Below are 24175 nucleotides of genomic sequence, written 5' to 3' on the forward strand. Positions count from 1 at the left end.
AAATAGCTAAACCTTATTTTTTATGGTTTGATAACTTCAGCTCCACCCATGTATGGACGAAGTGCTTCTGGGATGGTCACAGAACCATCTTCATTTTGGTAGTTTTCAAGAATAGCAGCCACTGTACGTCCAACTGCAAGTCCAGAACCGTTCAAGGTATGGAGCAATTTCACCTTGCCATCTGCTTCATCACGGTAACGGATTTGGGCACGACGGGCTTGGAAATCTTCTGTGTTTGAACAGCTTGAAATTTCACGGTAGGTATTTTGTGCTGGAATCCAAACTTCCAAGTCGTAAGTCTTCGCAGCTGAGAAGCCCATATCTCCAGTAGAGAGAGCAACGACACGGTATGGAAGGTTAAGTTTTTGAAGGATATTTTCAGCATTAGCTGTCATTTTTTCCAATTCTTCATAAGATTCTTCTGGTTTAGCAAATTTAACCATTTCAACCTTGTGGAATTGGTGCAAACGAATCAAGCCACGAGTATCACGGCCAGCTGAACCAGCCTCAGAACGGAATGATGGGCTCATAGCAGTGAAGTAGATTGGCAGGTCTTTACCGTCAAGGATTTCATCACGGTAGTAGTTTGTTAGAGGAACCTCAGCTGTAGGAATAAGGACATAATTGCTGTCGCTCAATTCAAAAGTATCTTCCTTGAATTTTGGATATTGACCAGTTCCAAACATAGAATCGTGGTTAACTATGTAAGGCGTGATGACTTCTGTATAGCCTTCTTTTCCATGTTCATCCAACATAAAGTTGTAGATGGCACGTTCCAAACGAGCACCGAGACCTTTATAGAAGAGGAAGCGAGCTCCTGTTACCTTACCCCCACGTTCCCAGTCAAGGATGCCAAGGTCTTCACCCAGATCCCAGTGAGCTTTTGGCTCGAAATCGAACTCGCGTGGAGTACCCCAACGGCGAACTTCCACGTTGTCATCTTCATCAGCTCCAACAGGAACGCTGTCAGCTGGGATGTTTGGAAGAGTAGTAGTAAATTCTGTCAATTTAGCATCGATTTCTGCCAATTCAGCATCCAAGGCTTTAACCTCAGCAGATAGATTCTGCATGGCAGCAATCCTGTCATCTGCATTTTCCTTGTTGCGCTTAGCTTGGGCAATCTCAGCAGAAACTGTGTTTCGTTCTGCTTTGAGAGTTTCAACCTTGACTAAAATATCACGACGTTTAGCATCGATTTCTTTCATCTCGTTTAAGACAGCAGCATCTACACCACGTGTAGACAATTTTTCTGCGACAGCATCAAAGTCTGTACGAATACGTTTGATATCTAACATAAGAACTCCTTTGTAAAAAAAGCACACCTGACAAAGCGTTGGAGTGGCAGGGCCACGGTTCCATCCAACTTCACAGGTGTGCACTTGATTGTGTATGTAATTGTTACTAACGGTAGAATTTCACCTATCCCTCCTATCTGCTCGCAGCACCCGCAGACTTTCTGAAAGAAGAAGATAACCTACTTATCCGTTGCTATGATTATACTAAAGTTTCTACTTTTTTGCAAATAGATTTTTAAATTTTTGACTAATGGTTTGAATCAGGGTCGGAAGTTTGACGACCTTGTCATTGCCCAGTTTTTCGCGAGCAATTTTAAGAATGGCACCTGAGTCTTTTGAAGCAAAGAGGAATTTTCCTCTGTCTGTAAAGACTTCGAAGTGGCGACTGATTTTTCGCCCAGTGACATTGGCCCCAATCTGGTTGATATGGCTCCAAGGAATCTGGATAAATTGTTCGACATTGACATCTGGGTAAAATTCCAGAGCCTGATCTCCGACAAGAAATTTCCCAACTTTCCCAGCTATAGAGAGGTAGGAGGTACCTGTTGTATTGAGAAGCACTGTTTTGTTAAGAGATTGGGCCATGGTTAGTCTTCCTTACTTTCACCGAAAAAGGCATTGTAGAGGGCTTTGATTGCTGCTTTCTCTTGGTCTTTATTGACAACGAACATAATAGAAACTTCACTAGAACCTTGCGACATCATCTGGATGTTGATCTTGTTTTCAGATAGAGCGCGTGTCGCAGTAGCAGTTACTCCGATATGGCTCTTCATCTTTTCACCAACAATCATAATGATAGAAAGGTCGTGTTCGATTTCTGCATGGTCTACTTCAGCCTTTTGAACCAACTGACGAAGGATTTCTTCTTCCTTGATAGGAGTTAGTTCGCGAGAACGGAGGATGATTGAAAGATCGTCGATACCTGTTGGCATATGTTCCCAACCGATGTTAAGATCTTCAAGGATTTGCAGAACCTTGCGTCCAAATCCCACCTCACGGTTCATGAGGTATTTAGACATGTTGATGCTGACAAAGCCAGAATCACCAGCAATTCCCACAACTGGAAATTCATCACTACTGTGTTTTAGAACGATACGGGTACCTGGGTGGTCAGGGTTGTTGGTATTCTTGATAACGAGAGGGATTTTTCCACGGTAGGCAGGAAGAAGGGCTTCATCATGAAGGACTGAGAATCCTGCATAGGCCAATTCACGCATTTCACGGTAGGTCAACTCTGGGATAGAGTGTGGTTGGTGGATAATACCAGGGTGGGCTGCAAAGATACCATCAACATCCGTAAAGTTTTCATAGAGGTCTGCCTTAACACCGGCAGCAATGATAGAACCTGTAATGTCTGATCCTCCACGTGAGAAGGTACAGATCTGATTTTCCTTGGTAACACCAAAGAAACCAGGAATGACAAGGACTTCATTGGCATTTGTCAATTCCTCAATCTTGTCATAACTTGATGGAATGATGCGAGCGTGACCAGGTTCACTTGTGACTACAATACCAGCTTCTCTAGGGTGCACATAGCGTGCATCGATACCATTTTGATTAAAGTAGGCAGCAATCAATTTAGCATTGTTATTTTCACCGGCTGCTAGGAAAGTGTCGTAGAGAAATTCATTTTCTTCGATAGGAAGAGTAGCTAAGGCGCGAATACTTTTTGAAATTTTTTCTAAAACAGCTGGTTTAAGACCTAGTTCACTAACCATAGCAGCATAGCGGTCGATAATCCAGTTTTGACTCTTACTAATATCGTTACCAGCAACATAGTCGCGGTAGTATTTAATCAAGGCATCCGTAACTTTAGTATCTTCAGCATTACGTTTACCAGGCGCAGAAACGACGACAAAACGACGCTCTGAATCGCTTTTGACGATGTTTAAAACTTTTTCTAATTGACTAGCAGAGGCAAGAGAGCTACCTCCAAATTTAACAACTTTCATAAGAACTCCTAAAGTAAGTATTTTATACGATTATAGCAGAAAGAAAGCCTTTTTTCAATGAAGAAAATAAGATGCGTTCTAGGATAAAGCGAGCCTTTCTAATCGGCTGAGACACTTTCAGTTGATTTTTTCTTGCTTTCTGATTTTAAAAAAGATATACTTTGAAAATAAAATAATTTAACCAGCTTATAAAATAAAAAGGAGTTCAAATGGAACACATTATTTATCAGCTTGAAGAGGATTTGGCAATCCTTACCTTGAATCGTCCTGAGGTCGCGAATGGTTTTCATATTCCTATGTGTGAGGAGATTTTAGAAGCTCTGACTTTGGCAGAAGAGGATCCGGCTGTGCATTTTGTCTTAATCAACGCGAATGGCAAAGTCTTTTCAGTTGGGGGAGATTTAGTAGAGATGAAGCGGGCGGTGGATGAGGATGATATTCCATCATTGACAAAAATCGCAGAATTGGTCAATACTATTTCTTATAAAATCAAGCAAATTGCTAAACCTGTCTTGATGGAGGTTGATGGGGCTGTTGCAGGTGCCGCAGCAAATATGGCTGTTGCTGCAGATTTCTGTCTGGCAACGGATAAGGCTAAATTTATCCAAGCCTTTGTTGGAGTTGGCTTGGCTCCGGATGCAGGAGGAATTCATCTCTTGAGTCGAAGTATTGGTGTGACGCGTGCTGCTCAATTAGCCATGACAGGTGAGGCTTTGTCCGCAGAAAAAGCTCTGGAGTGGGGTCTTGTTTATCGGGTCTCTGAAGCTGATAAACTTGAAAAGACGAGAGAACAGCTTCTTAAAAAATTGAGACGCGGGTCAGCTAATTCCTATGCTGCCATCAAGAAGTTGGTTTGGGAGAGTCAATTTAAAGACTGGCAAGATTATGCTGCTTTAGAACTGAACCTACAGGAATCACTAGCGAAAACAGAGGATTTCAAAGAAGGAGTTCGGGCTCATTCGGAAAGAAGACGACCTAAATTTACAGGAAAATAAAAAAATACTTGCACCATTCTTTGAACTTTGATATAATTCTTTTGTCAAATGTTTTGATTCTAAAAGTTTTTTTGAAAAGGAGGGAAGGAAAGATTGGACTACCAACGAATTAATGAATATTTAACATCTATATTTAACAATGTCCTCGTTATTGAGGAAGTTAGCTTGAGGGGTAGTCGTTTCAAGGATATCTCTATCAAAGAAATGCATACGATTGATGTGATTGGAAAAGTTCCAGATGTGACACCTAGTCAAGTGTCAAAAGAGTTGATGGTGACTCTTGGGACAGTTACGACTAGTTTGAATAATCTCGAACGCAAGGGTTACATTGAACGCATTCGTTCAGAACATGATCGACGTGTGGTACATCTGCATTTGACAAAGAAAGGTCGCTTGGTTCATAGGCTACATAAACGCTTCCACAAGGCCATGGTTGAAAAAATCATTGATGGTATGAGTAAGCAAGAAATTGAGGTTATGAGCAAAGGTTTGACTAATCTTTATCAATTTTTGGAGGATTTGAGATAATGGCTTTTGCAAAAATAAGCCAGGTTGCTCATTATGTGCCAGAGCAAGTGGTTACAAATCATGATTTGGCTCAGATTATGGATACCAATGATGAGTGGATTTCAAGTCGGACGGGAATACGACAAAGGCATATTTCAAGAACAGAATCTACTAGTGATTTGGCTACAGAGGTTGCTCAGAAACTGATGGCAAAAGCTGAAATCACAGGAGAAGAGCTGGATTTTATCATTCTAGCTACTATTACTCCAGATTCTATGATGCCCTCTACAGCTGCTCGTGTCCAAGCCAATATTGGTGCTAATAAGGCCTTTGCTTTTGACCTAACAGCAGCTTGCAGTGGATTTGTATTTGCCTTATCAACTGCTGAAAAGTTTATCGCTTCTGGTCGCTTTCAAAAAGGCTTGGTGATTGGTAGTGAAACCCTCTCTAAGGCAGTTGATTGGTCAGATCGATCAACAGCTGTGTTGTTTGGAGATGGTGCTGGTGGAGTCTTGCTAGAAGCTAGCGAGCAAGAGCATTTCTTAGCTGAGAGTCTCAATAGTGATGGGAGTCGCAGCGAGTGTCTAACTTATGGACAGTCAGGCTTACATTCTCCATTTTCAGATCAAGAAAATGCAGATTCATTTTTGAAGATGGATGGGCGCGCGGTCTTTGATTTTGCTATTCGAGATGTGGCCAAGTCAATCAAACAGACTATTGATGAGTCTCCTATAGAGGCGACAAACTTGGATTATCTGCTACTTCATCAGGCTAATGACCGTATTTTGGATAAAATGGCTAGAAAAATCGGTGTCGACCGAGCTAAACTTCCAGCCAATATGATGGAATATGGCAATACTAGTGCAGCAAGTATCCCGATTTTACTTTCAGAGTGTGTAGAACAAGGCCTCATCCGTTTAGACGGTAGCCAGACTGTTCTTCTATCAGGCTTCGGTGGAGGCTTGACCTGGGGCACGCTCATTCTTACAATTTAGGTAATCATGTGGTGAACACATTGTTATAAAAAAACTATTTATTTTAAAGGAGTCCTATCATGGCAGTATTTGAAAAAGTACAAGAAATTATCGTTGAAGAACTTGGAAAAGACGCATCAGAAGTAACACTTGAATCAACTTTTGATGATTTGGACGCAGATTCATTGGACTTGTTCCAAGTAATTTCAGAAATCGAAGATGCTTTTGATATCCAAATCGAAGCAGAAGATGACTTGAAAACAGTTGGTGACTTGGTTGCCTACGTTGAAGAGCAAACAAAATAAGCAGAATATAAGATAGAAGGAGTAGGGAAACCCGCTCCCTCTTGTTTAGGCAATAGTTTGATTGTCAAATTATGACGGTATCGAACTATTACGTAAGCAAGAAACGATGGAGGCACTATGAAAACGCGTATTACAGAATTATTGAACATTGATTATCCTATTTTCCAAGGAGGAATGGCCTGGGTTGCTGATGGTGATTTGGCAGGAGCTGTTTCCAAGGCTGGAGGACTAGGGATTATCGGTGGGGGGAATGCCCCTAAAGAAGTTGTCAAGGCAAATATTGATAAAATCAAATCATTGACTGATAAACCCTTTGGTGTCAACATCATGCTCTTGTCTCCCTTTGTGGAAGATATTGTAGACCTCGTTATCGAGGAAGGGGTTAAGGTAGTTACAACAGGCGCAGGAAATCCAAGCAAATACATGGAACGTTTTCATGAAGCTGGTATTACGGTTATTCCTGTTGTGCCAAGTGTTGCCCTAGCGAAACGCATGGAAAAAATCGGTGCGGATGCCGTTATTGCAGAAGGAATGGAAGCTGGGGGGCATATCGGTAAATTAACAACCATGACCTTGGTGCGCCAGGTTGCTGCTGCTGTATCTATTCCTGTTATTGCTGCAGGAGGGATTGCTGATGGTGAAGGTGCTGCGGCTGGCTTTATGCTAGGTGCAGAGGCTGTTCAGGTTGGAACGCGTTTTGTCGTTGCAAAAGAGTCTAATGCCCATCCAAATTACAAGGCCAAGATTTTAAAAGCTAGAGATATTGATACTACGATTTCAGCTCAACACTTTGGACATGCTGTTCGGGCTATTAAAAATCAATTGACTCGTGATTTTGAACAAGCTGAGAAAGATGCCTTTAAACAGGAAAATCCTGATTTAGAAATCTTTGAACAAATGGGAGCAGGTGCCCTAGCCAAAGCAGTTGTTCACGGAGATGTTGATGGCGGATCTGTCATGGCAGGTCAAATTGCAGGACTTGTTTCCAAAGAAGAAACCGTTGAAGAAATCCTAAAAGATTTGTACTATGGAGCAGCTAAGAAAATTCAAGAAGAAGCCTCTCGTTGGCCAGGAGTTGTAAGAAATGACTAAAACAGCCTTTTTATTTGCTGGTCAAGGTGCCCAGTATCTAGGGATGGGACGGGATCTCTATGATCAGTATCCAATTGTCAAAGAAACGATTGATCGAGCGAGTCAGGTGCTCGGTTATGATTTGCGTCATCTCATCGATACGGAAGAAGAAAAACTTAATCAGACCCGCTATACGCAACCAGCCATTCTAGCGACTTCGGTTGCTATTTACCGCTTATTGCAAGAAAAGGGCTATCAGCCTGATATGGTTGCTGGTTTGTCTCTTGGAGAATACTCTGCCTTGGTGGCCAGTGGCGCCTTGGATTTTGAAGATGCAGTAGCCTTGGTAGCTAAGCGTGGAGCCTATATGGAAGAAGCGGCTCCTGCTGGCTCTGGCAAGATGGTGGCAGTTCTCAATACGCCAGTAGAGGTTATTGAGGAAGCCTGTCAAAAAGCTTCTGAACTTGGAGTGGTTACCCCAGCTAACTATAACACACCTGCACAAATCGTGATTGGTGGAGAAGTGACTGCAGTTGACCGAGCTGTTGAACTCTTGCAGGAAGCAGGAGCTAAACGATTGATTCCTCTCAAGGTTTCAGGACCTTTTCATACCGCTCTCCTTGAGTCTGCTAGCCAGAAACTAGCTGAAACTCTAGCTCAGGTAAGTTTTTCAGATTTTACTTGTCCCCTAGTCGGCAATACAGAAGCTACGGTCATGAAAAAAGAAGACATTGCTCAACTCTTGACGCGTCAGGTCAAGGAACCAGTTCGTTTCTATGAAAGTATTGCAGTTATGCAAGAAGCAGGCGTAACCAACTTTATAGAGATTGGCCCGGGGAAAGTCTTGTCAGGCTTTGTCAAAAAAATTGATAAGATCGCTAGACTAGCCAATGTTGAAGATCAGGCGAGTTTGGAAACTTTGCTAGAAAACAAGTAATCCCTTCTCCCATAAATACAAGAGGAAACAGGAGAAAAGAATGCAACTAAAAAATAAAAATATCTTTATTACAGGTTCGAGTCGTGGGATTGGTCTTGCCATCGCCCACAAGTTTGCTCAAGCAGGAGCCAACATTGTCTTAAACAGTCGTGGTGCAATTTCAGAAGAATTGCTCGCTGAGTTTTCAAACTATGGTGTCAAGGTGGTTCCTATATCAGGAGACGTGTCAGATTTTGCAGACGCTAAGCGTATGGTTGACCAAGCTATTGTAGAGCTGGGTTCAGTAGATGTTTTGGTCAACAATGCAGGGATTACCCAAGATACCCTTATGCTCAAGATGACAGAAGCAGATTTTGAAAAAGTGCTCAGGGTTAACCTGACTGGTGCCTTTAACATGACACAATCAGTCTTGAAACCGATGATGAAAGCCAGAGAAGGTGCTATCATTAATATGTCTAGTGTTGTTGGTTTGATGGGGAATATCGGTCAAGCTAACTATGCAGCTTCTAAGGCTGGTTTGATTGGTTTTACCAAGTCTGTGGCGCGTGAAGTGGCCAATCGCAATATCAGGGTTAATGCTATTGCTCCTGGAATGATTGAGTCCGATATGACAGCTGTTCTATCAGACAAGGTAAAAGATGCTATGCTGGCGCAAATTCCTATGAAAGAATTTGGGCAGGCAGAGCAGGTTGCAGATTTAACAGTATTTTTAGCAGGCCAAGATTATCTAACTGGTCAAGTGGTTGCCATTGATGGTGGCTTAAGTATGTAGCAGAAGCTAGAGGTGAAAAAGATGAAACTAAATCGCGTAGTAGTAACAGGTTATGGAGTAACATCTCCAATCGGAAATACACCAGAAGAATTTTGGAATAGTTTGACAACTGGAAAAATCGGAATTGGTCCAATTACAAAATTTGATCATAGTGACTTTGATGTGCATAATGCAGCAGAAATCCAAGATTTTCCTTTTGATAAATACTTTGTAAAAAAAGATACCAATCGTTTTGATAACTACTCTTTGTATGCCTTGTACGCAGCCCAAGAGGCTGTCAATCACGCTAATCTGGATGTAGAGTCTATTGACAAGGATCGTTTTGGTGTTATTGTGGCTTCTGGTATTGGTGGAATCAAGGAAATTGAAGATCAAGTGCTTCGCCTAAATGACAAAGGACCAAAACGTGTGAAACCATTGACCCTTCCAAAAGCCTTGCCAAATATGGCTTCAGGAAATGTTGCTATGCGTTTTGGAGCAAACGGTGTTTGTAAATCCATCAATACTGCCTGCGCTTCATCAAATGACGCGATTGGGGATGCCTTCCGCTCAATTAAATTTGGTTTCCAAGACGTTATGTTGGTAGGTGGTTCAGAAGCCTCTATCACACCTTTTGCTATTGCTGGTTTCCAAGCCCTAACTGCTCTCTCAACTACAGAGGATCCAACTCGTGCTTCCATTCCATTTGATAAGGACCGTAATGGTTTTGTCATGGGTGAAGGTTCTGGGATGTTGGTTCTTGAAAGCCTTGAACACGCTGAAAAACGTGGGGCTACTATCCTTGCTGAAGTGGTTGGTTACGGAAATACTTGTGATGCCTACCACATGACTTCACCACATCCAGAAGGTCAGGGAGCTATCAAGGCCATCAAACTAGCCTTGGAAGAAGCTGAGATTTCTCCAGAGCAAGTAGCCTATGTCAATGCTCACGGAACCTCAACTCCTGCTAATGAAAAAGGAGAAAGTGGTGCGATCGTGGCTGTTCTTGGTAAGGAAGTACCTGTATCATCAACCAAATCATTCACAGGACATTTGCTGGGTGCTGCAGGCGCGGTAGAAGCTATCGTCACAATCGAAGCCATGCGTCATAACTTTGTACCAATGACAGCTGGAACAAGTGAAGTATCAGATTATATCGAAGCCAATGTCGTTTATGGACAAGGCTTGGAGCAAGAAATTCCATACGCTATTTCAAATACTTTTGGTTTTGGTGGCCACAATGCAGTTCTTGCTTTCAAACGTTGGGAGAATAAATAAGTATGAATTTAAATGATATTAAAGACTTGATGGCTCAATTTGACCAGTCAAGTTTGAGAGAATTTTCTTATAAAAATGGGACGGATGAGTTGCAGTTTAGCAAGAATGAAGCTAGACTTGTACCTGAAGTTGCAGCTCAAGTCGCTCCAGCGCCCGTTCTAGCAACACCAAGTCCAGTAGCGCCTTCATCTGCTCCAGCAGAAACTGTAGTGGAAGAAACTTCGGCGCCAGTAGAAGCAAGTGTGACTGCTGAGGGAGATGTCGTAGAGAGCCCACTTGTTGGGGTGGCTTACTTGGCTGCTGGACCAGATAAACCTGCCTTCGTTTCAGTTGGTGATAGTGTCAAAAAAGGCCAAACATTGGTGATTATCGAAGCCATGAAAGTCATGAATGAAATTCCTGCACCTAAGGATGGTGTGGTAACGGAAATTCTCGTTTCTAACGAAGAAATGGTTGAGTTTGGTAAAGGATTGGTACGTATCAAATGATCGATATTCAAGGAATAAAAGAAGCTCTACCCCACGGTTATCCCATGCTCCTAGTGGACCGTGTCTTGGAAGTGAGCGAGGATACCATTGTTGCCATCAAAAATGTGACCATCAATGAGCCCTTCTTTAACGGTCATTTTCCTCAACATCCAGTCATGCCAGGTGTTCTGATCATGGAAGCTTTGGCGCAAACAGCGGGTGTTTTGGAGTTGTCTAAGCCTGAAAATAAAGGGAAACTAGTCTTCTACGCTGGTATGGACAAGGTCAAATTCAAGAAGCAAGTTGTACCAGGCGACCAATTGGTTATGACGGCGACTTTTGTAAAACGTCGTGGCACCATTGCTGTGGTTGAAGCAAAGGCTGAAGTGGATGGCAAGCTTGCAGCCAGTGGTACACTTACCTTTGCAATTGGGAACTAAGGAGGTTCTCCATGTTTCGAAAAATTTTAATTGCCAATCGTGGTGAAATTGCGGTTCGTATTATCCGTGCGGCGCGTGAATTAGGAATTGCGACGGTAGCTGTCTATTCAACTGCCGATAAGGAAGCCCTTCATACGCTTTTGGCAGATGAAGCTGTTTGTATTGGTCCTGGTAAGGCAACAGAGTCTTATCTCAATATTAATGCGGTTTTATCAGCTGCAGTCTTGACTGAGGCAGAAGCCATTCACCCAGGTTTTGGATTTCTGAGTGAAAATTCCAAATTTGCAACTATGTGTGAAGAAGTGGGGATTAAGTTTATCGGCCCGTCTGGTCATGTTATGGATATGATGGGGGATAAGATCAATGCGCGTGCTCAGATGATCAAAGCAGGTGTACCTGTCATTCCAGGTTCAGATGGAGAAGTGCATAACTCTGAGGAAGCCTTGATTGTTGCTGAAAAAATTGGCTATCCTGTGATGCTCAAGGCTTCAGCAGGTGGTGGTGGTAAAGGAATTCGTAAGGTTGAAAAACCAGAAGACCTTGTTTCAGCCTTTGAAACTGCCTCTAGTGAAGCCAAGGCCAATTATGGCAATGGTGCCATGTACATAGAGCGGGTTATCTATCCAGCTCGTCACATCGAGGTTCAAATCCTAGGAGATGAACACGGAAATGTAATCCACTTGGGGGAACGGGATTGTTCACTACAACGGAATAACCAAAAGGTTTTAGAAGAAAGCCCTTCGATTGCAATCGGAAAAACGCTACGCAATGAAATTGGTGCTGCTGCTGTTCGAGCTGCGGAGTCTGTGGGCTATGAGAATGCAGGGACCATTGAGTTTCTTCTTGATGAAGCCAGTGGCAAATTCTATTTCATGGAAATGAATACTCGTGTTCAGGTGGAACATCCGGTAACAGAGTTTGTTTCAGGTGTGGATATCGTTAAGGAACAGATTCGCATTGCGGCAGGTCAGCCTCTGTCTGTTAAGCAAGAAGATATTGTCCTACGTGGTCATGCTATCGAGTGTCGTATCAATGCAGAAAATCCAGCCTTCAACTTTGCTCCAAGTCCAGGTAAGATTACCAATCTCTATCTCCCAAGTGGAGGAGTCGGCTTGCGCGTGGATTCAGCAGTTTATCCAGGCTATACCATTCCGCCTTATTATGATAGTATGATTGCTAAAATCATCGTTCACGGCGAAAATCGTTTTGATGCCTTGATGAAAATGCAACGTGCCCTCTATGAATTAGAAATTGAAGGGGTGCAGACCAATGCAGATTTCCAGCTTGATCTCATTTCAGATCGCAATGTCATTGCTGGAGATTACGATACTTCCTTCTTGATGGAAACCTTCTTACCCAAATATCAAGAAAAAGAATAAAATGACTTCAAGAGTTTAAACCGAAAAGGGGAATCAATGGCTCTATTTAGTAAAAAAGATAAGTATATTCGAATCAATCCCAATCGTTCGGTTAGGGAAAAACCTCAAGCTAAGCCAGAGGTTCCAGATGAATTATTCTCCCAGTGTCCAGGCTGTAAGCATACCATTTATCAGAAGGATCTGGGAAGTGAGCGTATCTGTCCACATTGTAGCTATACCTTTCGTATTTCTGCCCAAGAACGCTTGGCTTTGACGATTGATATGGGAACCTTCAAGGAATTGTTTACGGGGATTGAAAGTAAGGATCCCTTGCATTTCCCTGGTTATCAAAAGAAACTAGCAACTATGCGTGAAAAAACAGGTCTGGATGAAGCCGTTGTGACAGGAACAGCTCTTATTAAAGGTCAGACTGTGGCTCTTGGGATTATGGATTCCAATTTTATCATGGCTTCTATGGGTACAGTTGTAGGTGAAAAAATCACTCGTTTATTTGAGTATGCGACTGTTGAAAAATTGCCAGTTGTCCTCTTCACAGCCTCTGGTGGAGCCCGTATGCAGGAAGGAATCATGAGTCTCATGCAGATGGCCAAGATCTCTGCAGCAGTTAAACGGCATTCAAATGCTGGTCTCTTTTATCTGACCATTTTGACAGATCCAACGACAGGTGGTGTGACAGCTTCTTTCGCTATGGAAGGCGATATCATTCTGGCTGAACCACAGAGTTTGGTCGGTTTTGCTGGGCGCCGTGTCATTGAAAATACGGTTCGTGAAAGCTTGCCTGAGGATTTCCAAAAGGCAGAATTCCTATTGGAACATGGCTTTGTGGATGCTATTGTCAAAAGAAGAGACTTGCCAGATACGATTGCTAGCCTAGTCAGATTGCATGGAGGTGGTCCTAGATGAATATTGCAAAAATAGTCAGAGAAGCGCGTGAGCAGAGTCGCTTGACAACCTTGGACTTTGCGACAGGCATTTTTGATGAATTTATCCAATTACACGGTGACCGTTCTTTTCGTGATGATGGTGCAGTTGTTGGTGGTATTGGCTGGCTTGGGGAACAAGCTGTAACAGTAGTTGGTATCCAAAAAGGCAAGAGCTTGCAAGACAACCTCAAACGGAATTTTGGACAACCACATCCAGAAGGCTATCGCAAGGCCCTACGGTTGATGAAACAAGCTGAAAAATTTGGCCGTCCAGTTGTGACCTTTATCAATACTGCAGGTGCCTATCCTGGTGTGGGAGCGGAAGAACGTGGACAGGGAGAAGCTATTGCTCGCAATCTCATGGAAATGAGTGACCTGAAAGTTCCGATTATCGCCATCATTATAGGTGAAGGTGGTTCAGGTGGAGCTCTGGCTCTAGCAGTCGCAGACCGTGTTTGGATGCTGGAAAATTCTATCTATGCCATTCTCAGTCCAGAAGGTTTTGCTTCCATTCTATGGAAAGATGGCAGTCGTGCCATGGAAGCGGCAGAACTGATGAAAATCACTTCGCATGAACTGTTAGAAATGGACGTGGTGGACAAGGTGATTTCTGAAGCAGGACTTTCTAGTAAAGAACTGATTAAGAGTGTCAAAAAAGAACTCCAAACGGAACTAGCTTTACTGTCACAAAAAACGTTCGAGGAGTTGTTGGAAGAACGTTACCAACGATTTAGAAAATACTAAAAATGACTAAATGAGGCTAGAAAGGTCTCATTTTTTTAGAAAAATGCAGTTCAGACCGAAAAATTGACAGTTGAGGAGATGGACTATAAAATAGATAAAAAAGATGTATACTGTAGATGTAAGCTTACAAAAATTTATTTTAAGGAGGTACTTGATAGGACAGGTACAGATACATTTACAGTTCTTTCATCTGAGAACTTAGAGGAAACTTCAGGTGGTGGCATGATTTGGTTGGTTGATGATTATTATTGGAGTTGGCCTTATGCTTATAGCATTGCAACTGACTCGAGTACAATACTGAATCATGCGACTAGACGTGCTAATGGTATTGGCTACTGATAAATTAAAGGGGTAAGTATGAAAAAACTAGGGCATTTGGGAGTCTTTACATCACTGGTATTTCTATCGGTTTATCTACCATAGTTAGGGGTAGTGCAAATCACTAAGTTTTTAGGATGGGGGATAGATGGCTATTTTATCTTTTTAACAGTTGAATTAACAGCTCTTTTGCTATTATTTATCTACTGGCTCAAAAAGAAAGAGATGCTCTATATTTTTGAGAAAAAGGGTTCAAAGAAGTCAAGATTCTTTTACCTTGTAGTTGGTCTAGTGGCTACTTATTTTGATCGTCAATTGGTGGATGCTTTTTCAGTTACAGTATCATTATTTAGTTGATAACAAGTATATTTTTCAAAAGCTACTTTCTATCCTTTATTCAAATGGACAACCAACTTTTCTATCAACTGTTCTTAGTTTTATTTTAACAGTAGTTGTCGCACCTATATTGGAGGAACTGATTCATAGAGGGTATTTTATGAATACCTTTTTCCACCAGTCCAAGTACTATCTGGATGTTATTCTATCTGCTCTTATCTTTGGACTTAGTCATTTGATCCTAACTCACCGAGATCCTATCAGTTTGATTATTTATAGTTTAGGCGGTCTCTTCTATGCCCTAGTATATCGGTGGACAAAGAACTTAAAAATCACCATCTTGTGCCATAGTTTTTTTAACTTTCTCAACCATGCAACCCCCCTCTGGATTTTTGTTTATAATTATGTCTATTACCACTTTTTAAGATAATGGGAGGCAATGAAAAAAGTGTTTGATGTCTGTCAAACACTTTTTCTATTTACTATTCTTCAGTTACAAATTGACTAAGCAGTCCATTGATAAAGCGGGCTGATTTTTGATCTGAAAAATTCTTAGCAAGTTCAATAGCTTCATTGACTGCTACCAGCTGAGGTGTATCAAATGATGTGATTTCAAAGATTCCTAAGCGTAGTAAGTTTTTTTCGACCAAGGTCAAGCGTTCAACTGTCCAGCCTGACTTGAGGTGCTGGTTGATTTGTTTATCCAACTCGTCTTTCTGAGCTTGAACACCAGAAACCAAGTTTAGAAGAAAGGCAGGGATTTGCACATCTGCATCTTCACGGTCATGCGTGTAGGCAAAGTGACAAGCTGTTTCCATATCTGTGCCGAATTCAAGGCTCATAAGAGCTTGAAAAGCGCATTTACGAAGTTCGCGTCTAGATTCTAATAATGGACTAGTCATTGAGGAAGTCCTCGTTAAATAGATCTTTCAACTCAGGTTTTGGTGTTTTATCTGGAACGATTCCTGCAACATGGATGTTAACAGCAGAAAGTTCCACATCAGCCATATCACGGACAGCATCTTTGACTGCTTTTTGAATAGCAAGAGCCACTTTTGGTACTTTCACACCGTACTCAAGGTAGAGATAGATGTCAGCAGTTAGCTCTTCATTGCTTTCTTTTAAGTAGACGCCACGACCAAGAGAGAGTTTTGATAGGGTATCAGATACGGATTTATTTGAAAATGAGTGGACACCATCAACTTTAGCAGTTGCGATGGCAATGATTTTTTCAAGTACACGTGGAGCGATAACGATTTCGCCAAATTGTTCTTCAATTCCCATAGAATGACCTCTTTCTAGAGATTAGGCACGAGAAACGTAAGTTCCTTCTGCAGTGTTGATGATCAATTTTTGTCCAGCTTCGATGAAGTCTGGAACGTTGACAACAAGTCCAGTTTCCATAGTTGCTGGTTTACCAGAACCTGTAACAGTAGCACCTTTGATAGATGGTTGTGTTTCAGCAACTGTCAATTCAACAGTAGTTGGTACAGTTACACCGATTACTTCAGTTCCGTAGAATTGGATTTTCACATCAGAGTTTTCAAGGATGTAAAGCAATTCATTTTCAACGTTTACGACTGGGATTTCGTATTGGTCGTAAGTTTCAGTGTTCATGAAGTAGGCAGTTTCATCCATTTTGTACAAGTATTGAGCTGGAACAGTTTCGATAATAGCTTGTTCGAATTTTTCTTCTGGACGGTAGCTTGTGTCAAATGTAGAACCAGTACGGACATCACGTAATTTCATACGCATGATTGTGTTCCCTTTACCTGGTTTGTGGTGGCTAGCTTCCAAAACGCGGATTAATTTTCCGTCTGCAGTTTCAAATGTCATACCAGCTTTCAATTTGCTTGCTTCAATCATGTTTTTACCTCTTTAATAAATATTATTACTCCTCATTTTACCATAAAATCTTCTGGAAATAAAGCCAAAATAGTTATTGGGAGATGGTAGGGGAGAAAAAAACCAACCTCAGGGCTGGTTTCTTTTACGTGTTAATCTTCTTTCAACTTCGCTAATTCCTGGGCAAAGACTTGGTGGATAATTGGAATCAAGACAGCTGGATATGAAATTTGGACCATACCTGCTTTTTCAACGTATTCATGCGCGCCACCGCCATTTTTAGCCAGGTGGACAAAGACTTTCTTGGTCGTAGCTGAGCTCTTCAAGAAGGATATGGGATTGAGGCTATTGAAAAGGTAGATCTCTTAATTTGAATGATTATTAAACTATATTATAACCTTTAAAAATCATCTAAGATATACTTGTCGTTATTTACTAGCAGTTATCTTTTTTATGGAATGGTGTTCAATGAGCCACCCAACAATCCACCCCGTCACTAGCAAGTAATTTTCGAAAGCACCGATAGCATTTACAGGAGAATGATACTCCATAAAATTGACTAAGTGATTTGTTCCTATTCCAATCCCACCGAAGATGAGAGCGAGAAGCACGATTCGTAGATAGAACCAATCGTACTTAATATTGACACCGAGAATAAGAATCAATACAGCTAGGTTCCATATTCCAATTTCTCGTTGCCAACCAGCAGAGATTCCGTATCCGGAGTGACTTCCCATGTATGATGGAAAGAAAATTTGTAGTATAGAAGCGCCTAGCATAGCGATGATGACTAAAACAAATAGCAATCGTAAAAATTTGTTCATTTTTTCTTCTTTCTAAAATAGAAAAAGGTATATAAAAAGTCTGCTATTCATCTTCTTTCAACTTGGCCAATTCCTGTGCAAGGAGTTTAAGGGCGACTTGTGGGTTGGCTTGGCCTTTGGTTGCTTTCATAAGGAATCCTGTGAAGGCCTTATCTGCATTACGTTTACCTGACTTGAAGTCGGCAACTGCGGCTTCGTTATCCGCAAAGACTTGGTGGATAATTGGAATCAAGACAGCTGGATCTGAGATTTGGACCATACCTGCTTTTTCAACGTATTCACGCGCGCCACCGCCATTTTTAGCTAGGTGGACAAAGACTTTCTTGGCAATCTTAGAAGAGATCGTGCCGTCTTCGATGATGGCAATCATTTCTACCAAGTTTTCTGGTGTCAATTTGATTTGTTCCAGTGTCTTACCTTCTGCGTTCAAGAATTGAGCGACTTCACCTTGGAGCCAGTTAGAGACTTGTTTAGCATCACCACCTAGGGCGACAGCTTTTTCAAAGAAGTCAGAAGTGACTTTGTTTGCAGTCAACTGGTTAGCATCGTAGTCTGACAAGCCAAGGTCAGATACATAGCGCGCACGGCGTTCTTTTGGAAACTCTGGCAACTCTGTACGCATTTCCTCGATCCACTCGTCAGAAATTTCAAAGAGAGGTAGGTCTGGCTCTGGGAAGTAGCGGTAGTCTGCAGCACCTTCCTTGACACGCATGAGGATGGTTGCCTTGTTGGCTTCATCGTAACGGCGAGTTTCTTGGCGGATTTGACCACCTGAGCGAAGGATTTCAGCCTGACGTTGGACTTCGTATTCAAGACCCTTGCGAACATTTGAGAAGGAGTTGAGGTTCTTCAACTCAGTCTTGGTACCAAATTTCTCTTGACCGTAAGGACGAAGGGAGATGTTGGCATCCACACGCATCGAACCTTCTTCCATCTTAACGTCAGAAATACCAGCGTATTGGATAACCTCCTTGAGGGCTGTTAGATAAGCATAAGCTTCTTCTGGCGAACGCATGTCAGCTTCAGATACAATCTCAATCAAGGGCACCCCTTGTCGGTTGAGGTCAACATAAGAGTAGCCATCTGTACCATGGGTATTCTTACCAGCGTCTTCCTCTAGATGAGCACGTTCGATACCGATTTTTTTAGTCGTACCGTCTTCTAGCTCGACTTCAATCCAACCGTTATAACCGATTGGTTCATCAAACTGAGAAATTTGGTAGGCTTTAGGATTATCAGGATAGAAGTAGTTCTTGCGGTCAAAGTGCATTTTTTTGTGGATGTCCATTTTGAGGGCAAGAGCTGCCTTAATACCAGCATCAACAACACCTTTATTGAGAACTGGCAGAACTCCTGGGAAAGACCAGTCAATCACGTTAGTGTTGGCGTTTTGGTCATTTCCAAAGTGGGCAGAAGTAGGTGAGAAGATTTTTGAATTGGTGTTGAGCTCTACGTGGACTTCAAGTCCAATGACTGTTTCAAAGTTCATTAGTTGTCACCTCCAAAAATCACGGGTTGTTGTTTGTGGTAGTCTGTTGTTGCCTCAAAAGCAGCAGCAGCTTGGTAAATGGTTTCCTCAGAGTACTTAGGACCAATCAATTGTAGACCGACAGGTAGACCTTGAGAGAATCCAGCAGGAATCGAAATTCCTGGCAGACCAGCTAAGTTGACTGGGATGGTCAAGAGGTCAGCCAAGTACATAGCAACTGGATCGTGGTTGAGAGAATCCAAGTCATAAGCAACACTTGGAGCAGTTGGACCCAAAATCAAGTCGTAATCCGCGAAGACTTTTTCGAAATCTTGGATGATGAGGGTACGGACCTGACCAGCTTTTTTGTAGTAGGCATCGTAGTAACCTGATGAAAGGCTGAAAGTACCTAACATGATACGACGTTTCACTTCTTCACCGAAACCTTGGCTACGGCTGTTTACATAGATTTCGTCAAGATTGGTCGCATCCTCTGCGCGGTAGCCGTAACGGATACCGTCAAAACGTTGCAAGTTTGATGAAGCTTCTGATGAAGCGATGATGTAGTAAACGGCAACACCGTATTTAGAGTGAGGAAGACTGACTTCTTCAACGATAGCACCCAGTTTTTCAAAGTGCTTAGCAGCATTTAGAATGGTTTCCTTAACCTCTGGGTCAATTCCTTCACCAAGGTATTCCTTAGGCAACGCAATTTTCATGCCCTTGATGTCTTGACCGATTTTTGAAGTAAAGTCGGCAATGCGGACAGGAGCAGAAGTAGAGTCTTTGGCATCTTCGCTGGCAATAGCGTTGAGCAAGAGGGCATTTTCCTTAACGGTAGGAGCAAAAGGTCCGATTTGGTCTAATGAGCTACCGAAGGCAATGAGACCGAAACGAGAAACCGTTCCGTAGGTTGGTTTGAGACCAACGATCCCGTTGAAGGCAGCTGGTTGGCGGATAGAACCACCAGTATCAGAACCAAGTGACAAGCGGACTTGTCCTGAAGCTACAGCTGCAGCAGAACCACTTGATGAGCCACCAGGAACCTTGTTTTGGTCCCAAGCGTTTTTAGTCGCACCGTAGTGAGAAGTCTCACCAGAACCACCCATGGCAAATTCGTCCATGTTGGTCTTCCCAACTACAATCATTCCCTTAGCTTTTGCATTGGTAACAGCAGTTGCATCAAAGATAGGCTCGTAGTTGTAGAGCATTTTTGAGGCTGCAGTTGTCAGAATTCCGTCTGTAGAGATATTATCTTTAACGGCCAGTGGAATTCCTGAAAGGACATTATCAGCGTCAATTCCAGCTTCATCAATGGCTTTGGCTTGAGCAAGAGCTTGCTCCTCAGCGATAGTGACAAAGGCGTTGATAGCTGTCTCGCGAGACTTGATATCTTCAAGCGTTGCTTGGGTCAATTCAGTTGCAGAAATTTCCTTAGAGACAAGGAGATTGTGCAAGTCTTCAATGGTTTTATTGTTGAAAGTCATTAGGCATCTCCTCCATCGTCTAGGATAGCTGGTACCTTGATATAGTAGTTGTCTTTTTCAGGTACGTTTTTAAACAAGCGATCGCGGTCTGTTCCTTCTTCGGCCACATCAGGGCGGAGTACGGTCTTGCGGTCAGCCATGGTTGTAGTTGGTGCGACACCAGTTGTGTCAACTTCGCCCAGCAATTCAACCATGTCAACAATCTTAGACAAGGTGGTCGCAAAGGCAGCAGTTTCTTCTTCAGAGAATTTTAATTTTGAAAGATTGGCAACGTGTGTTACCTCTTCTTGCGTAATTTTCATCTTGCATCCTTTCGTGAAATGATGATTTTTAGTCTGTTCTATTTTACCATATTTTCCTATAAATAAGGGAGGTAAAGATGAAAAAAGACTGGCGGAGGATAGAGAATGTGTTTTAATGATGATTTATTTGAAAAGCGGATTTCAAAGGGGAAAATATATGGTACAATAGTTTAACAGAGAAGTGAAGACGGTGGTTACGAAATCGAAAGGATGGTGATGCTTATGTGCAGAACCTGTAAAATCTTATACTCAATGAAAATCAAAGAGCAAACTAGGAAGCTAGCCGCAGACTGTACTTTAGTACGGCAAGGCGAAGCTGACGCAGTTTGAATTTGATTTTCGAAGAGTATTTAGTGGAAAGTAGTAACCAGATTTGCCTCCCTTTTGAGGTTTTGACACTCATGTTTGTAGCTGGTAACTTTGTTATCACGCTCCTGAAGTTTATCCTTGAATTGGTAAAAGGGACAAAAAAATAGCCGTCCTAACTTTGGCGAGTTAACGAGCTATTTTTTAGTTATGTAATTACAGCCACCGTCTTAAACGGCTCTGTGGGGTGTTGTTGTCGCAACACCTTTTTCTATATTTATTGTAACATTTATTTGAAAAATTGCAAGGGGAATTGTTCTACTTTAGCAGTGTCTGATATAAAATAGAAATTGAAAAATCGTTTTTAATCCGCTATAATGGTTAAACTAGAAAAAAGAAAAATAAGAGTTAGGATAGTAACATGTTTCATCAATTTATCACCAGATCTCAGACGGTCCCTCCTCCCATTTCGCTTTTTTGGTATGGGGTTATGATGCTGGTCTTAATGCTTTGTATTTATGGGGCACTTGCTTATCACAAAAATCCGAAATTTGTATACTTGTTTAAGGGGATTCAGATCCTCCAGTTGCTAGCACTCTATAGTTGGTATGTTGGTTTTGGGATTCCCTTTTCTAATAGTCTCCCATTTTATCATTGCCGTTTAGCTATGTTTGCTGTGGTTTTCTTGCCTGATAAATGGAAAAGCAAGCAGTACTTTGCCCTCTTAGGAGCAAGTGGAGCTGTCTTTGCACTGGTTTACCCAGTTTTTGACCCCTATGACTTCCCCCATATCACTAGTTTTTCATTTTTGATTGGGCACTATGCACTTTTAGTGAATTCCTTGGTCTACTTGATGAATCACTATGACAAGAGCCTACTCAAGAAATATATGATTGTAGCCTATACCTTTATCCTCAATCTCTTTCTAGTTGGGGTTAATCAGGTGACTGGTGGGAATTATGGCTTGTTAAATAAGACACCTTTTATTCCTGATGCCCCCCTGTGGCTAAAGTACCTACTTGTGTCTGTCATCCTTTCACTGGCTCTGGTTCTTTTTGATATCTTATTCAAAAAACGGTGGAAAAAGAGAAGACAGGTGAAATCAGTGCTCTAGCTTACTTTTTTCATCGGATGAGCAATTGAAAAACTCCTCAAAATCCGATATAATGGAGTGTTGAAAGGAATGGTAAAATCCAATGTAGAAATCATTCTTAGCTATTGAAACAAGAAAAATAGAGAATCAAAGAAAGAGAACTTATGAATATTCAAGAAGAAATTAAGAAACGTCGTACCTTTGCTATCATCTCCCACCCTGACGCGGGGAAAACAACCATTACTGAGCAGTTGCTCTACTTTGGGGGCGAGATTCGTGAGGCTGGTACCGTAAAAGGAAAGAAAACAGGGACTTTTGCCAAGTCTGACTGGATGGATATCGAGAAGCAACGTGGGATTTCGGTGACCTCATCTGTTATGCAATTTGACTACGATGGCAAGCGTGTGAATATCCTAGACACACCAGGACACGAGGACTTCTCAGAAGACACCTATCGTACTTTGATGGCGGTGGATGCTGCGGTCATGGTCGTGGACTCTGCCAAGGGTATCGAGGCTCAAACTAAAAAATTATTTGAGGTTGTGAAACACCGTGGCATTCCAGTCTTCACCTTTATGAACAAGCTGGACCGTGACGGTCGTGAGCCGCTGGATCTCTTGCAAGAATTGGAAGAAGTCTTGGGCATTGCTAGTTACCCAATGAACTGGCCAATCGGGATGGGGAAAGCCTTTGAGGGCTTGTATGATCTCTATAACCAACGCTTGGAGCTCTACAAGGGGGATGAGCGTTTCGCTAGTCTAGAAGATGGGGACAAGCTTTTTGGTAGTAATCCTTTCTACGAGCAAGTCAAGGATGATATTGAGCTTTTAAATGAAGCTGGAAATGAGTTTTCAGAGGAAGCTATTCTAGCTGGAGAATTGACGCCAGTCTTCTTCGGTTCAGCTCTTACTAACTTTGGCGTGCAAACCTTCCTTGAAACCTTCCTTAAGTTTGCTCCAGAACCACATGGTCACAAGAAAACAGACGGTGAAATTGTGGATCCTTACGACAAGGATTTCTCAGGATTTGTCTTTAAAATCCAAGCCAACATGGACCCTCGTCACCGTGACCGTATTGCCTTTGTCCGTATCGTTTCGGGTGAGTTTGAGCGCGGGATGAGTGTCAATCTGCCTCGTACTGGTAAGGGTGCCAAACTATCTAATGTTACTCAGTTTATGGCGGAAAGTCGTGAGAATGTGACTAATGCTGTGGCAGGTGATATTATCGGGGTTTACGATACAGGTACTTATCAGGTTGGGGACACTTTAACAGTTGGAAAAAACAAGTTTGAGTTTGAACCACTGCCAACCTTTACTCCTGAAATTTTCATGAAAGTTTCTGCTAAGAATGTCATGAAGCAAAAATCTTTCCACAAGGGGATTGAGCAATTGGTACAAGAAGGTGCTATTCAGCTTTATAAGAATTACCAAACAGGCGAATACATGCTGGGAGCTGTAGGTCAACTCCAGTTTGAAGTCTTTAAGCACCGTATGGAAGGTGAGTACAATGCGGAAGTGGTCATGAGCCCGATGGGTAAAAAGACTGTTCGTTGGATCAAGCCTGAGGACTTGGATGAACGAATGTCATCAAGCCGAAATATCTTGGCTAAAGACCGTTTCGACCAACCAGTCTTTCTCTTTGAAAATGACTTTGCCCTCCGCTGGTTTGCAGATAAGTATCCAGACGTAGAGTTGGAGGAAAAGATGTAACTCAGTACCAACAATTGGAACTAAAGTTCCTAATTGTTGGACGCTAGTCGCTATTTGGCGAACTAGTTAACTGCCTCACTAACTTCGTTTTGTAAATGGAATCGATTTGTCAAACTCAGTGTAGTGGTTTGAAAATTTGTAACTGCTGTGGATGTCATGATTCACAGCTTTTTTGTTTTTAAAATATGAAATATAAGAACGCTCAGGGAGGTAAGTTTGTTGATGTCATGGTCTCTGTTATAGTTTTATTTTTATAGTATGAATTTAAAAGAAGGGAATGTTAAAATAGGTTTGATTCTTTTTGGAGGGGTTCCTATTATAGAAATGACTTTTTCATATATAAATAGATTTGGAACCTCGTATTTTTTTGAAAAAAACAATATAATATCTTGACTATCGTTTGCGCTTAGAGTATACTGTTAAAGTATGATTAGAATTGGGTGGATTGTCCGCTTTTAAGTAAGAACGA

At 42.0% G+C, this 24175-nt stretch carries 27 protein-coding genes and 2 pseudogenes; 18 read left to right on the forward strand and 11 right to left on the reverse strand.

Annotated features, from left to right (window positions below):
- Positions 1-20: 20 nt before the first annotated feature.
- The 3 genes from serS to B7700_RS01225 form a co-directional block, all read right to left on the reverse strand.
- On the reverse strand, positions 21-1295 hold the full coding sequence (gene serS, locus B7700_RS01215; RefSeq protein ID WP_084886598.1) for a serine--tRNA ligase: 1275 nt from the start codon (positions 1293-1295) through the stop codon (positions 21-23).
- A gap of 213 nt (positions 1296-1508) precedes the next feature.
- Complete coding sequence (locus tag B7700_RS01220) at positions 1509-1880, reverse strand: DUF956 family protein (RefSeq protein ID WP_000079350.1); 372 nt, start codon at positions 1878-1880, stop codon at positions 1509-1511.
- A gap of 2 nt (positions 1881-1882) precedes the next feature.
- Entirely contained in the window at positions 1883-3247 is a 1365-nt protein-coding gene (locus tag B7700_RS01225) for an aspartate kinase (RefSeq protein WP_050242190.1), read from the reverse strand.
- Positions 3248-3456: 209 nt separating this feature from the next.
- On the opposite strand from B7700_RS01225, the gene B7700_RS01235 reads away from it, so the two are divergent.
- The 15 genes and pseudogenes from B7700_RS01235 (at position 3457) to B7700_RS01305 (ending at position 15102) form a co-directional block, all read left to right on the forward strand.
- The gene (locus B7700_RS01235) at positions 3457-4242 is read left to right on the forward strand and encodes an enoyl-CoA hydratase (RefSeq protein WP_045612219.1); all 786 of its coding nucleotides are present in this window, start codon (positions 3457-3459) and stop codon (positions 4240-4242) included.
- Between the two features lie 93 nt (positions 4243-4335).
- Positions 4336-4770, forward strand: coding sequence for a fatty acid biosynthesis transcriptional regulator FabT (gene fabT / locus B7700_RS01240; protein ID WP_000386355.1), 435 nt, complete (start codon positions 4336-4338; stop codon positions 4768-4770).
- Positions 4770-5744, forward strand: coding sequence for a beta-ketoacyl-ACP synthase III (locus B7700_RS01245; protein ID WP_084886600.1), 975 nt, complete (start codon positions 4770-4772; stop codon positions 5742-5744). The genes fabT and B7700_RS01245 overlap by 1 nt, the downstream gene beginning before the upstream one ends.
- Before the next feature lie 59 nt (positions 5745-5803).
- Positions 5804-6028 carry an acyl carrier protein gene (locus tag B7700_RS01250; protein ID WP_000257838.1) on the forward strand — a complete coding sequence of 75 codons (225 nt, stop codon included), beginning with the start codon at positions 5804-5806 and terminating at the stop codon, positions 6026-6028.
- A gap of 117 nt (positions 6029-6145) precedes the next feature.
- On the forward strand, positions 6146-7120 hold the full coding sequence (gene fabK / locus B7700_RS01255) for an enoyl-[acyl-carrier-protein] reductase FabK (RefSeq protein ID WP_084886602.1): 975 nt from the start codon (positions 6146-6148) through the stop codon (positions 7118-7120).
- On the forward strand, positions 7113-8036 hold the full coding sequence (fabD, locus tag B7700_RS01260; protein WP_084886604.1) for an ACP S-malonyltransferase: 924 nt from the start codon (positions 7113-7115) through the stop codon (positions 8034-8036). The genes fabK and fabD overlap by 8 nt, the downstream gene beginning before the upstream one ends.
- A 40-nt stretch (positions 8037-8076) precedes the next feature.
- Complete coding sequence (gene fabG, locus B7700_RS01265; protein ID WP_084886606.1) at positions 8077-8808, forward strand: 3-oxoacyl-[acyl-carrier-protein] reductase; 732 nt, start codon at positions 8077-8079, stop codon at positions 8806-8808.
- Between the two features lie 21 nt (positions 8809-8829).
- A complete protein-coding gene (fabF, locus tag B7700_RS01270) occupies positions 8830-10065 on the forward strand; it encodes a beta-ketoacyl-ACP synthase II (protein WP_084886608.1) in 1236 nt (411 codons plus the stop codon).
- 2 nt (positions 10066-10067) lie between these two features.
- Positions 10068-10553: an acetyl-CoA carboxylase biotin carboxyl carrier protein gene (gene accB / locus B7700_RS01275; protein WP_084886610.1), complete on the forward strand. Its 486-nt coding sequence runs from the start codon at positions 10068-10070 to the stop codon at positions 10551-10553.
- On the forward strand, positions 10550-10972 hold the full coding sequence (gene fabZ, locus B7700_RS01280) for a 3-hydroxyacyl-ACP dehydratase FabZ (protein ID WP_084886612.1): 423 nt from the start codon (positions 10550-10552) through the stop codon (positions 10970-10972). Before accB ends, fabZ begins: the two co-directional genes overlap by 4 nt.
- An 11-nt stretch (positions 10973-10983) precedes the next feature.
- The gene (gene accC / locus B7700_RS01285; RefSeq protein WP_084886614.1) at positions 10984-12351 is read left to right on the forward strand and encodes an acetyl-CoA carboxylase biotin carboxylase subunit; all 1368 of its coding nucleotides are present in this window, start codon (positions 10984-10986) and stop codon (positions 12349-12351) included.
- A 36-nt stretch (positions 12352-12387) separates the two neighbouring features.
- Positions 12388-13254, forward strand: a complete 867-nt coding sequence (gene accD, locus B7700_RS01290) for an acetyl-CoA carboxylase, carboxyltransferase subunit beta (RefSeq protein WP_081529523.1) — start codon at positions 12388-12390, stop codon at positions 13252-13254.
- Positions 13251-14018, forward strand: a complete 768-nt coding sequence (locus B7700_RS01295; protein WP_084886616.1) for an acetyl-CoA carboxylase carboxyl transferase subunit alpha — start codon at positions 13251-13253, stop codon at positions 14016-14018. The genes accD and B7700_RS01295 overlap by 4 nt, the downstream gene beginning before the upstream one ends.
- A 132-nt stretch (positions 14019-14150) precedes the next feature.
- On the forward strand, positions 14151-14357 hold the full coding sequence (locus tag B7700_RS11485) for a hypothetical protein (protein ID WP_033682759.1): 207 nt from the start codon (positions 14151-14153) through the stop codon (positions 14355-14357).
- Positions 14358-14375: 18 nt separating this feature from the next.
- Positions 14376-15102 (forward strand): annotated as a pseudogene (locus B7700_RS01305) (lysostaphin resistance A-like protein).
- Between the two features lie 52 nt (positions 15103-15154).
- Here the strand turns inward: B7700_RS01305 and nusB are convergent.
- The 8 genes and pseudogenes from nusB to gatC form a co-directional block, all read right to left on the reverse strand.
- On the reverse strand, positions 15155-15574 hold the full coding sequence (gene nusB, locus B7700_RS01310) for a transcription antitermination factor NusB (RefSeq protein WP_000203637.1): 420 nt from the start codon (positions 15572-15574) through the stop codon (positions 15155-15157).
- The gene (locus B7700_RS01315) at positions 15567-15956 is read right to left on the reverse strand and encodes an Asp23/Gls24 family envelope stress response protein (protein ID WP_020902992.1); all 390 of its coding nucleotides are present in this window, start codon (positions 15954-15956) and stop codon (positions 15567-15569) included. The genes nusB and B7700_RS01315 overlap by 8 nt, the downstream gene beginning before the upstream one ends.
- Before the next feature lie 21 nt (positions 15957-15977).
- Positions 15978-16538 (reverse strand): elongation factor P, encoded by a 561-nt coding sequence (gene efp, locus B7700_RS01320; protein WP_000568643.1) that lies wholly within the window; start codon positions 16536-16538, stop codon positions 15978-15980.
- A gap of 137 nt (positions 16539-16675) precedes the next feature.
- Positions 16676-16837: pseudogene (locus B7700_RS11400) on the reverse strand (GatB/YqeY domain-containing protein); the annotation flags it as partial.
- A 108-nt stretch (positions 16838-16945) separates the two neighbouring features.
- Positions 16946-17341 (reverse strand): hypothetical protein, encoded by a 396-nt coding sequence (locus tag B7700_RS01330; RefSeq protein WP_084886618.1) that lies wholly within the window; start codon positions 17339-17341, stop codon positions 16946-16948.
- A gap of 43 nt (positions 17342-17384) precedes the next feature.
- Positions 17385-18830, reverse strand: a complete 1446-nt coding sequence (gene gatB / locus B7700_RS01335; RefSeq protein WP_084886619.1) for an Asp-tRNA(Asn)/Glu-tRNA(Gln) amidotransferase subunit GatB — start codon at positions 18828-18830, stop codon at positions 17385-17387.
- Positions 18830-20296 carry an Asp-tRNA(Asn)/Glu-tRNA(Gln) amidotransferase subunit GatA gene (gene gatA, locus B7700_RS01340; protein ID WP_084886622.1) on the reverse strand — a complete coding sequence of 489 codons (1467 nt, stop codon included), beginning with the start codon at positions 20294-20296 and terminating at the stop codon, positions 18830-18832. Before gatA ends, gatB begins: the two co-directional genes overlap by 1 nt.
- Positions 20296-20598, reverse strand: a complete 303-nt coding sequence (gatC, locus tag B7700_RS01345; protein WP_000705411.1) for an Asp-tRNA(Asn)/Glu-tRNA(Gln) amidotransferase subunit GatC — start codon at positions 20596-20598, stop codon at positions 20296-20298. The genes gatA and gatC overlap by 1 nt, the downstream gene beginning before the upstream one ends.
- A 401-nt stretch (positions 20599-20999) precedes the next feature.
- Here gatC and B7700_RS11225 point away from each other — a divergent pair, with 401 nt between their 5' ends.
- The 3 genes from B7700_RS11225 to B7700_RS01355 all read left to right on the forward strand — a co-directional run bounded on the left by B7700_RS11225 (position 21000) and on the right by B7700_RS01355 (position 23706).
- Positions 21000-21074, forward strand: coding sequence for a hypothetical protein (locus B7700_RS11225; RefSeq protein ID WP_239822541.1), 75 nt, complete (start codon positions 21000-21002; stop codon positions 21072-21074).
- Between the two features lie 251 nt (positions 21075-21325).
- Complete coding sequence (locus B7700_RS01350) at positions 21326-22018, forward strand: YwaF family protein (protein ID WP_084886623.1); 693 nt, start codon at positions 21326-21328, stop codon at positions 22016-22018.
- Positions 22019-22161: 143 nt separating this feature from the next.
- Positions 22162-23706, forward strand: a complete 1545-nt coding sequence (locus tag B7700_RS01355; protein ID WP_001025437.1) for a peptide chain release factor 3 — start codon at positions 22162-22164, stop codon at positions 23704-23706.
- Positions 23707-24175: the final 469 nt, after the last annotated feature.

This window comes from Streptococcus mitis (assembly GCF_002096755.1).
Lineage (GTDB): Bacteria > Bacillota > Bacilli > Lactobacillales > Streptococcaceae > Streptococcus > Streptococcus mitis_AC.

Bases quoted from the DNA above. Each gene is read 5' to 3' on its own strand.
- serS (WP_084886598.1), bottom strand. From the start codon at position 1,295: ATGTTAGATATCAAACGTATTCGTACAGACTTTGATGCTGTCGCAGAA.
- B7700_RS01220 (WP_000079350.1), bottom strand. From the start codon at position 1,880: ATGGCCCAATCTCTTAACAAAACAGTGCTTCTCAATACAACAGGTACC.
- B7700_RS01225 (WP_050242190.1), bottom strand. From the start codon at position 3,247: ATGAAAGTTGTTAAATTTGGAGGTAGCTCTCTTGCCTCTGCTAGTCAA.
- B7700_RS01235 (WP_045612219.1), top strand. From the start codon at position 3,457: ATGGAACACATTATTTATCAGCTTGAAGAGGATTTGGCAATCCTTACC.
- B7700_RS01245 (WP_084886600.1), top strand. From the start codon at position 4,770: ATGGCTTTTGCAAAAATAAGCCAGGTTGCTCATTATGTGCCAGAGCAA.
- B7700_RS01250 (WP_000257838.1), top strand. From the start codon at position 5,804: ATGGCAGTATTTGAAAAAGTACAAGAAATTATCGTTGAAGAACTTGGA.
- fabK (WP_084886602.1), top strand. From the start codon at position 6,146: ATGAAAACGCGTATTACAGAATTATTGAACATTGATTATCCTATTTTC.
- fabD (WP_084886604.1), top strand. From the start codon at position 7,113: ATGACTAAAACAGCCTTTTTATTTGCTGGTCAAGGTGCCCAGTATCTA.
- fabG (WP_084886606.1), top strand. From the start codon at position 8,077: ATGCAACTAAAAAATAAAAATATCTTTATTACAGGTTCGAGTCGTGGG.
- fabF (WP_084886608.1), top strand. From the start codon at position 8,830: ATGAAACTAAATCGCGTAGTAGTAACAGGTTATGGAGTAACATCTCCA.
- accB (WP_084886610.1), top strand. From the start codon at position 10,068: ATGAATTTAAATGATATTAAAGACTTGATGGCTCAATTTGACCAGTCA.
- fabZ (WP_084886612.1), top strand. From the start codon at position 10,550: ATGATCGATATTCAAGGAATAAAAGAAGCTCTACCCCACGGTTATCCC.
- accC (WP_084886614.1), top strand. From the start codon at position 10,984: ATGTTTCGAAAAATTTTAATTGCCAATCGTGGTGAAATTGCGGTTCGT.
- accD (WP_081529523.1), top strand. From the start codon at position 12,388: ATGGCTCTATTTAGTAAAAAAGATAAGTATATTCGAATCAATCCCAAT.
- B7700_RS01295 (WP_084886616.1), top strand. From the start codon at position 13,251: ATGAATATTGCAAAAATAGTCAGAGAAGCGCGTGAGCAGAGTCGCTTG.
- nusB (WP_000203637.1), bottom strand. From the start codon at position 15,574: ATGACTAGTCCATTATTAGAATCTAGACGCGAACTTCGTAAATGCGCT.
- B7700_RS01315 (WP_020902992.1), bottom strand. From the start codon at position 15,956: ATGGGAATTGAAGAACAATTTGGCGAAATCGTTATCGCTCCACGTGTA.
- efp (WP_000568643.1), bottom strand. From the start codon at position 16,538: ATGATTGAAGCAAGCAAATTGAAAGCTGGTATGACATTTGAAACTGCA.
- B7700_RS01330 (WP_084886618.1), bottom strand. From the start codon at position 17,341: ATGAACAAATTTTTACGATTGCTATTTGTTTTAGTCATCATCGCTATG.
- gatB (WP_084886619.1), bottom strand. From the start codon at position 18,830: ATGAACTTTGAAACAGTCATTGGACTTGAAGTCCACGTAGAGCTCAAC.
- gatA (WP_084886622.1), bottom strand. From the start codon at position 20,296: ATGACTTTCAACAATAAAACCATTGAAGACTTGCACAATCTCCTTGTC.
- gatC (WP_000705411.1), bottom strand. From the start codon at position 20,598: ATGAAAATTACGCAAGAAGAGGTAACACACGTTGCCAATCTTTCAAAA.
- B7700_RS01350 (WP_084886623.1), top strand. From the start codon at position 21,326: ATGTTTCATCAATTTATCACCAGATCTCAGACGGTCCCTCCTCCCATT.
- B7700_RS01355 (WP_001025437.1), top strand. From the start codon at position 22,162: ATGAATATTCAAGAAGAAATTAAGAAACGTCGTACCTTTGCTATCATC.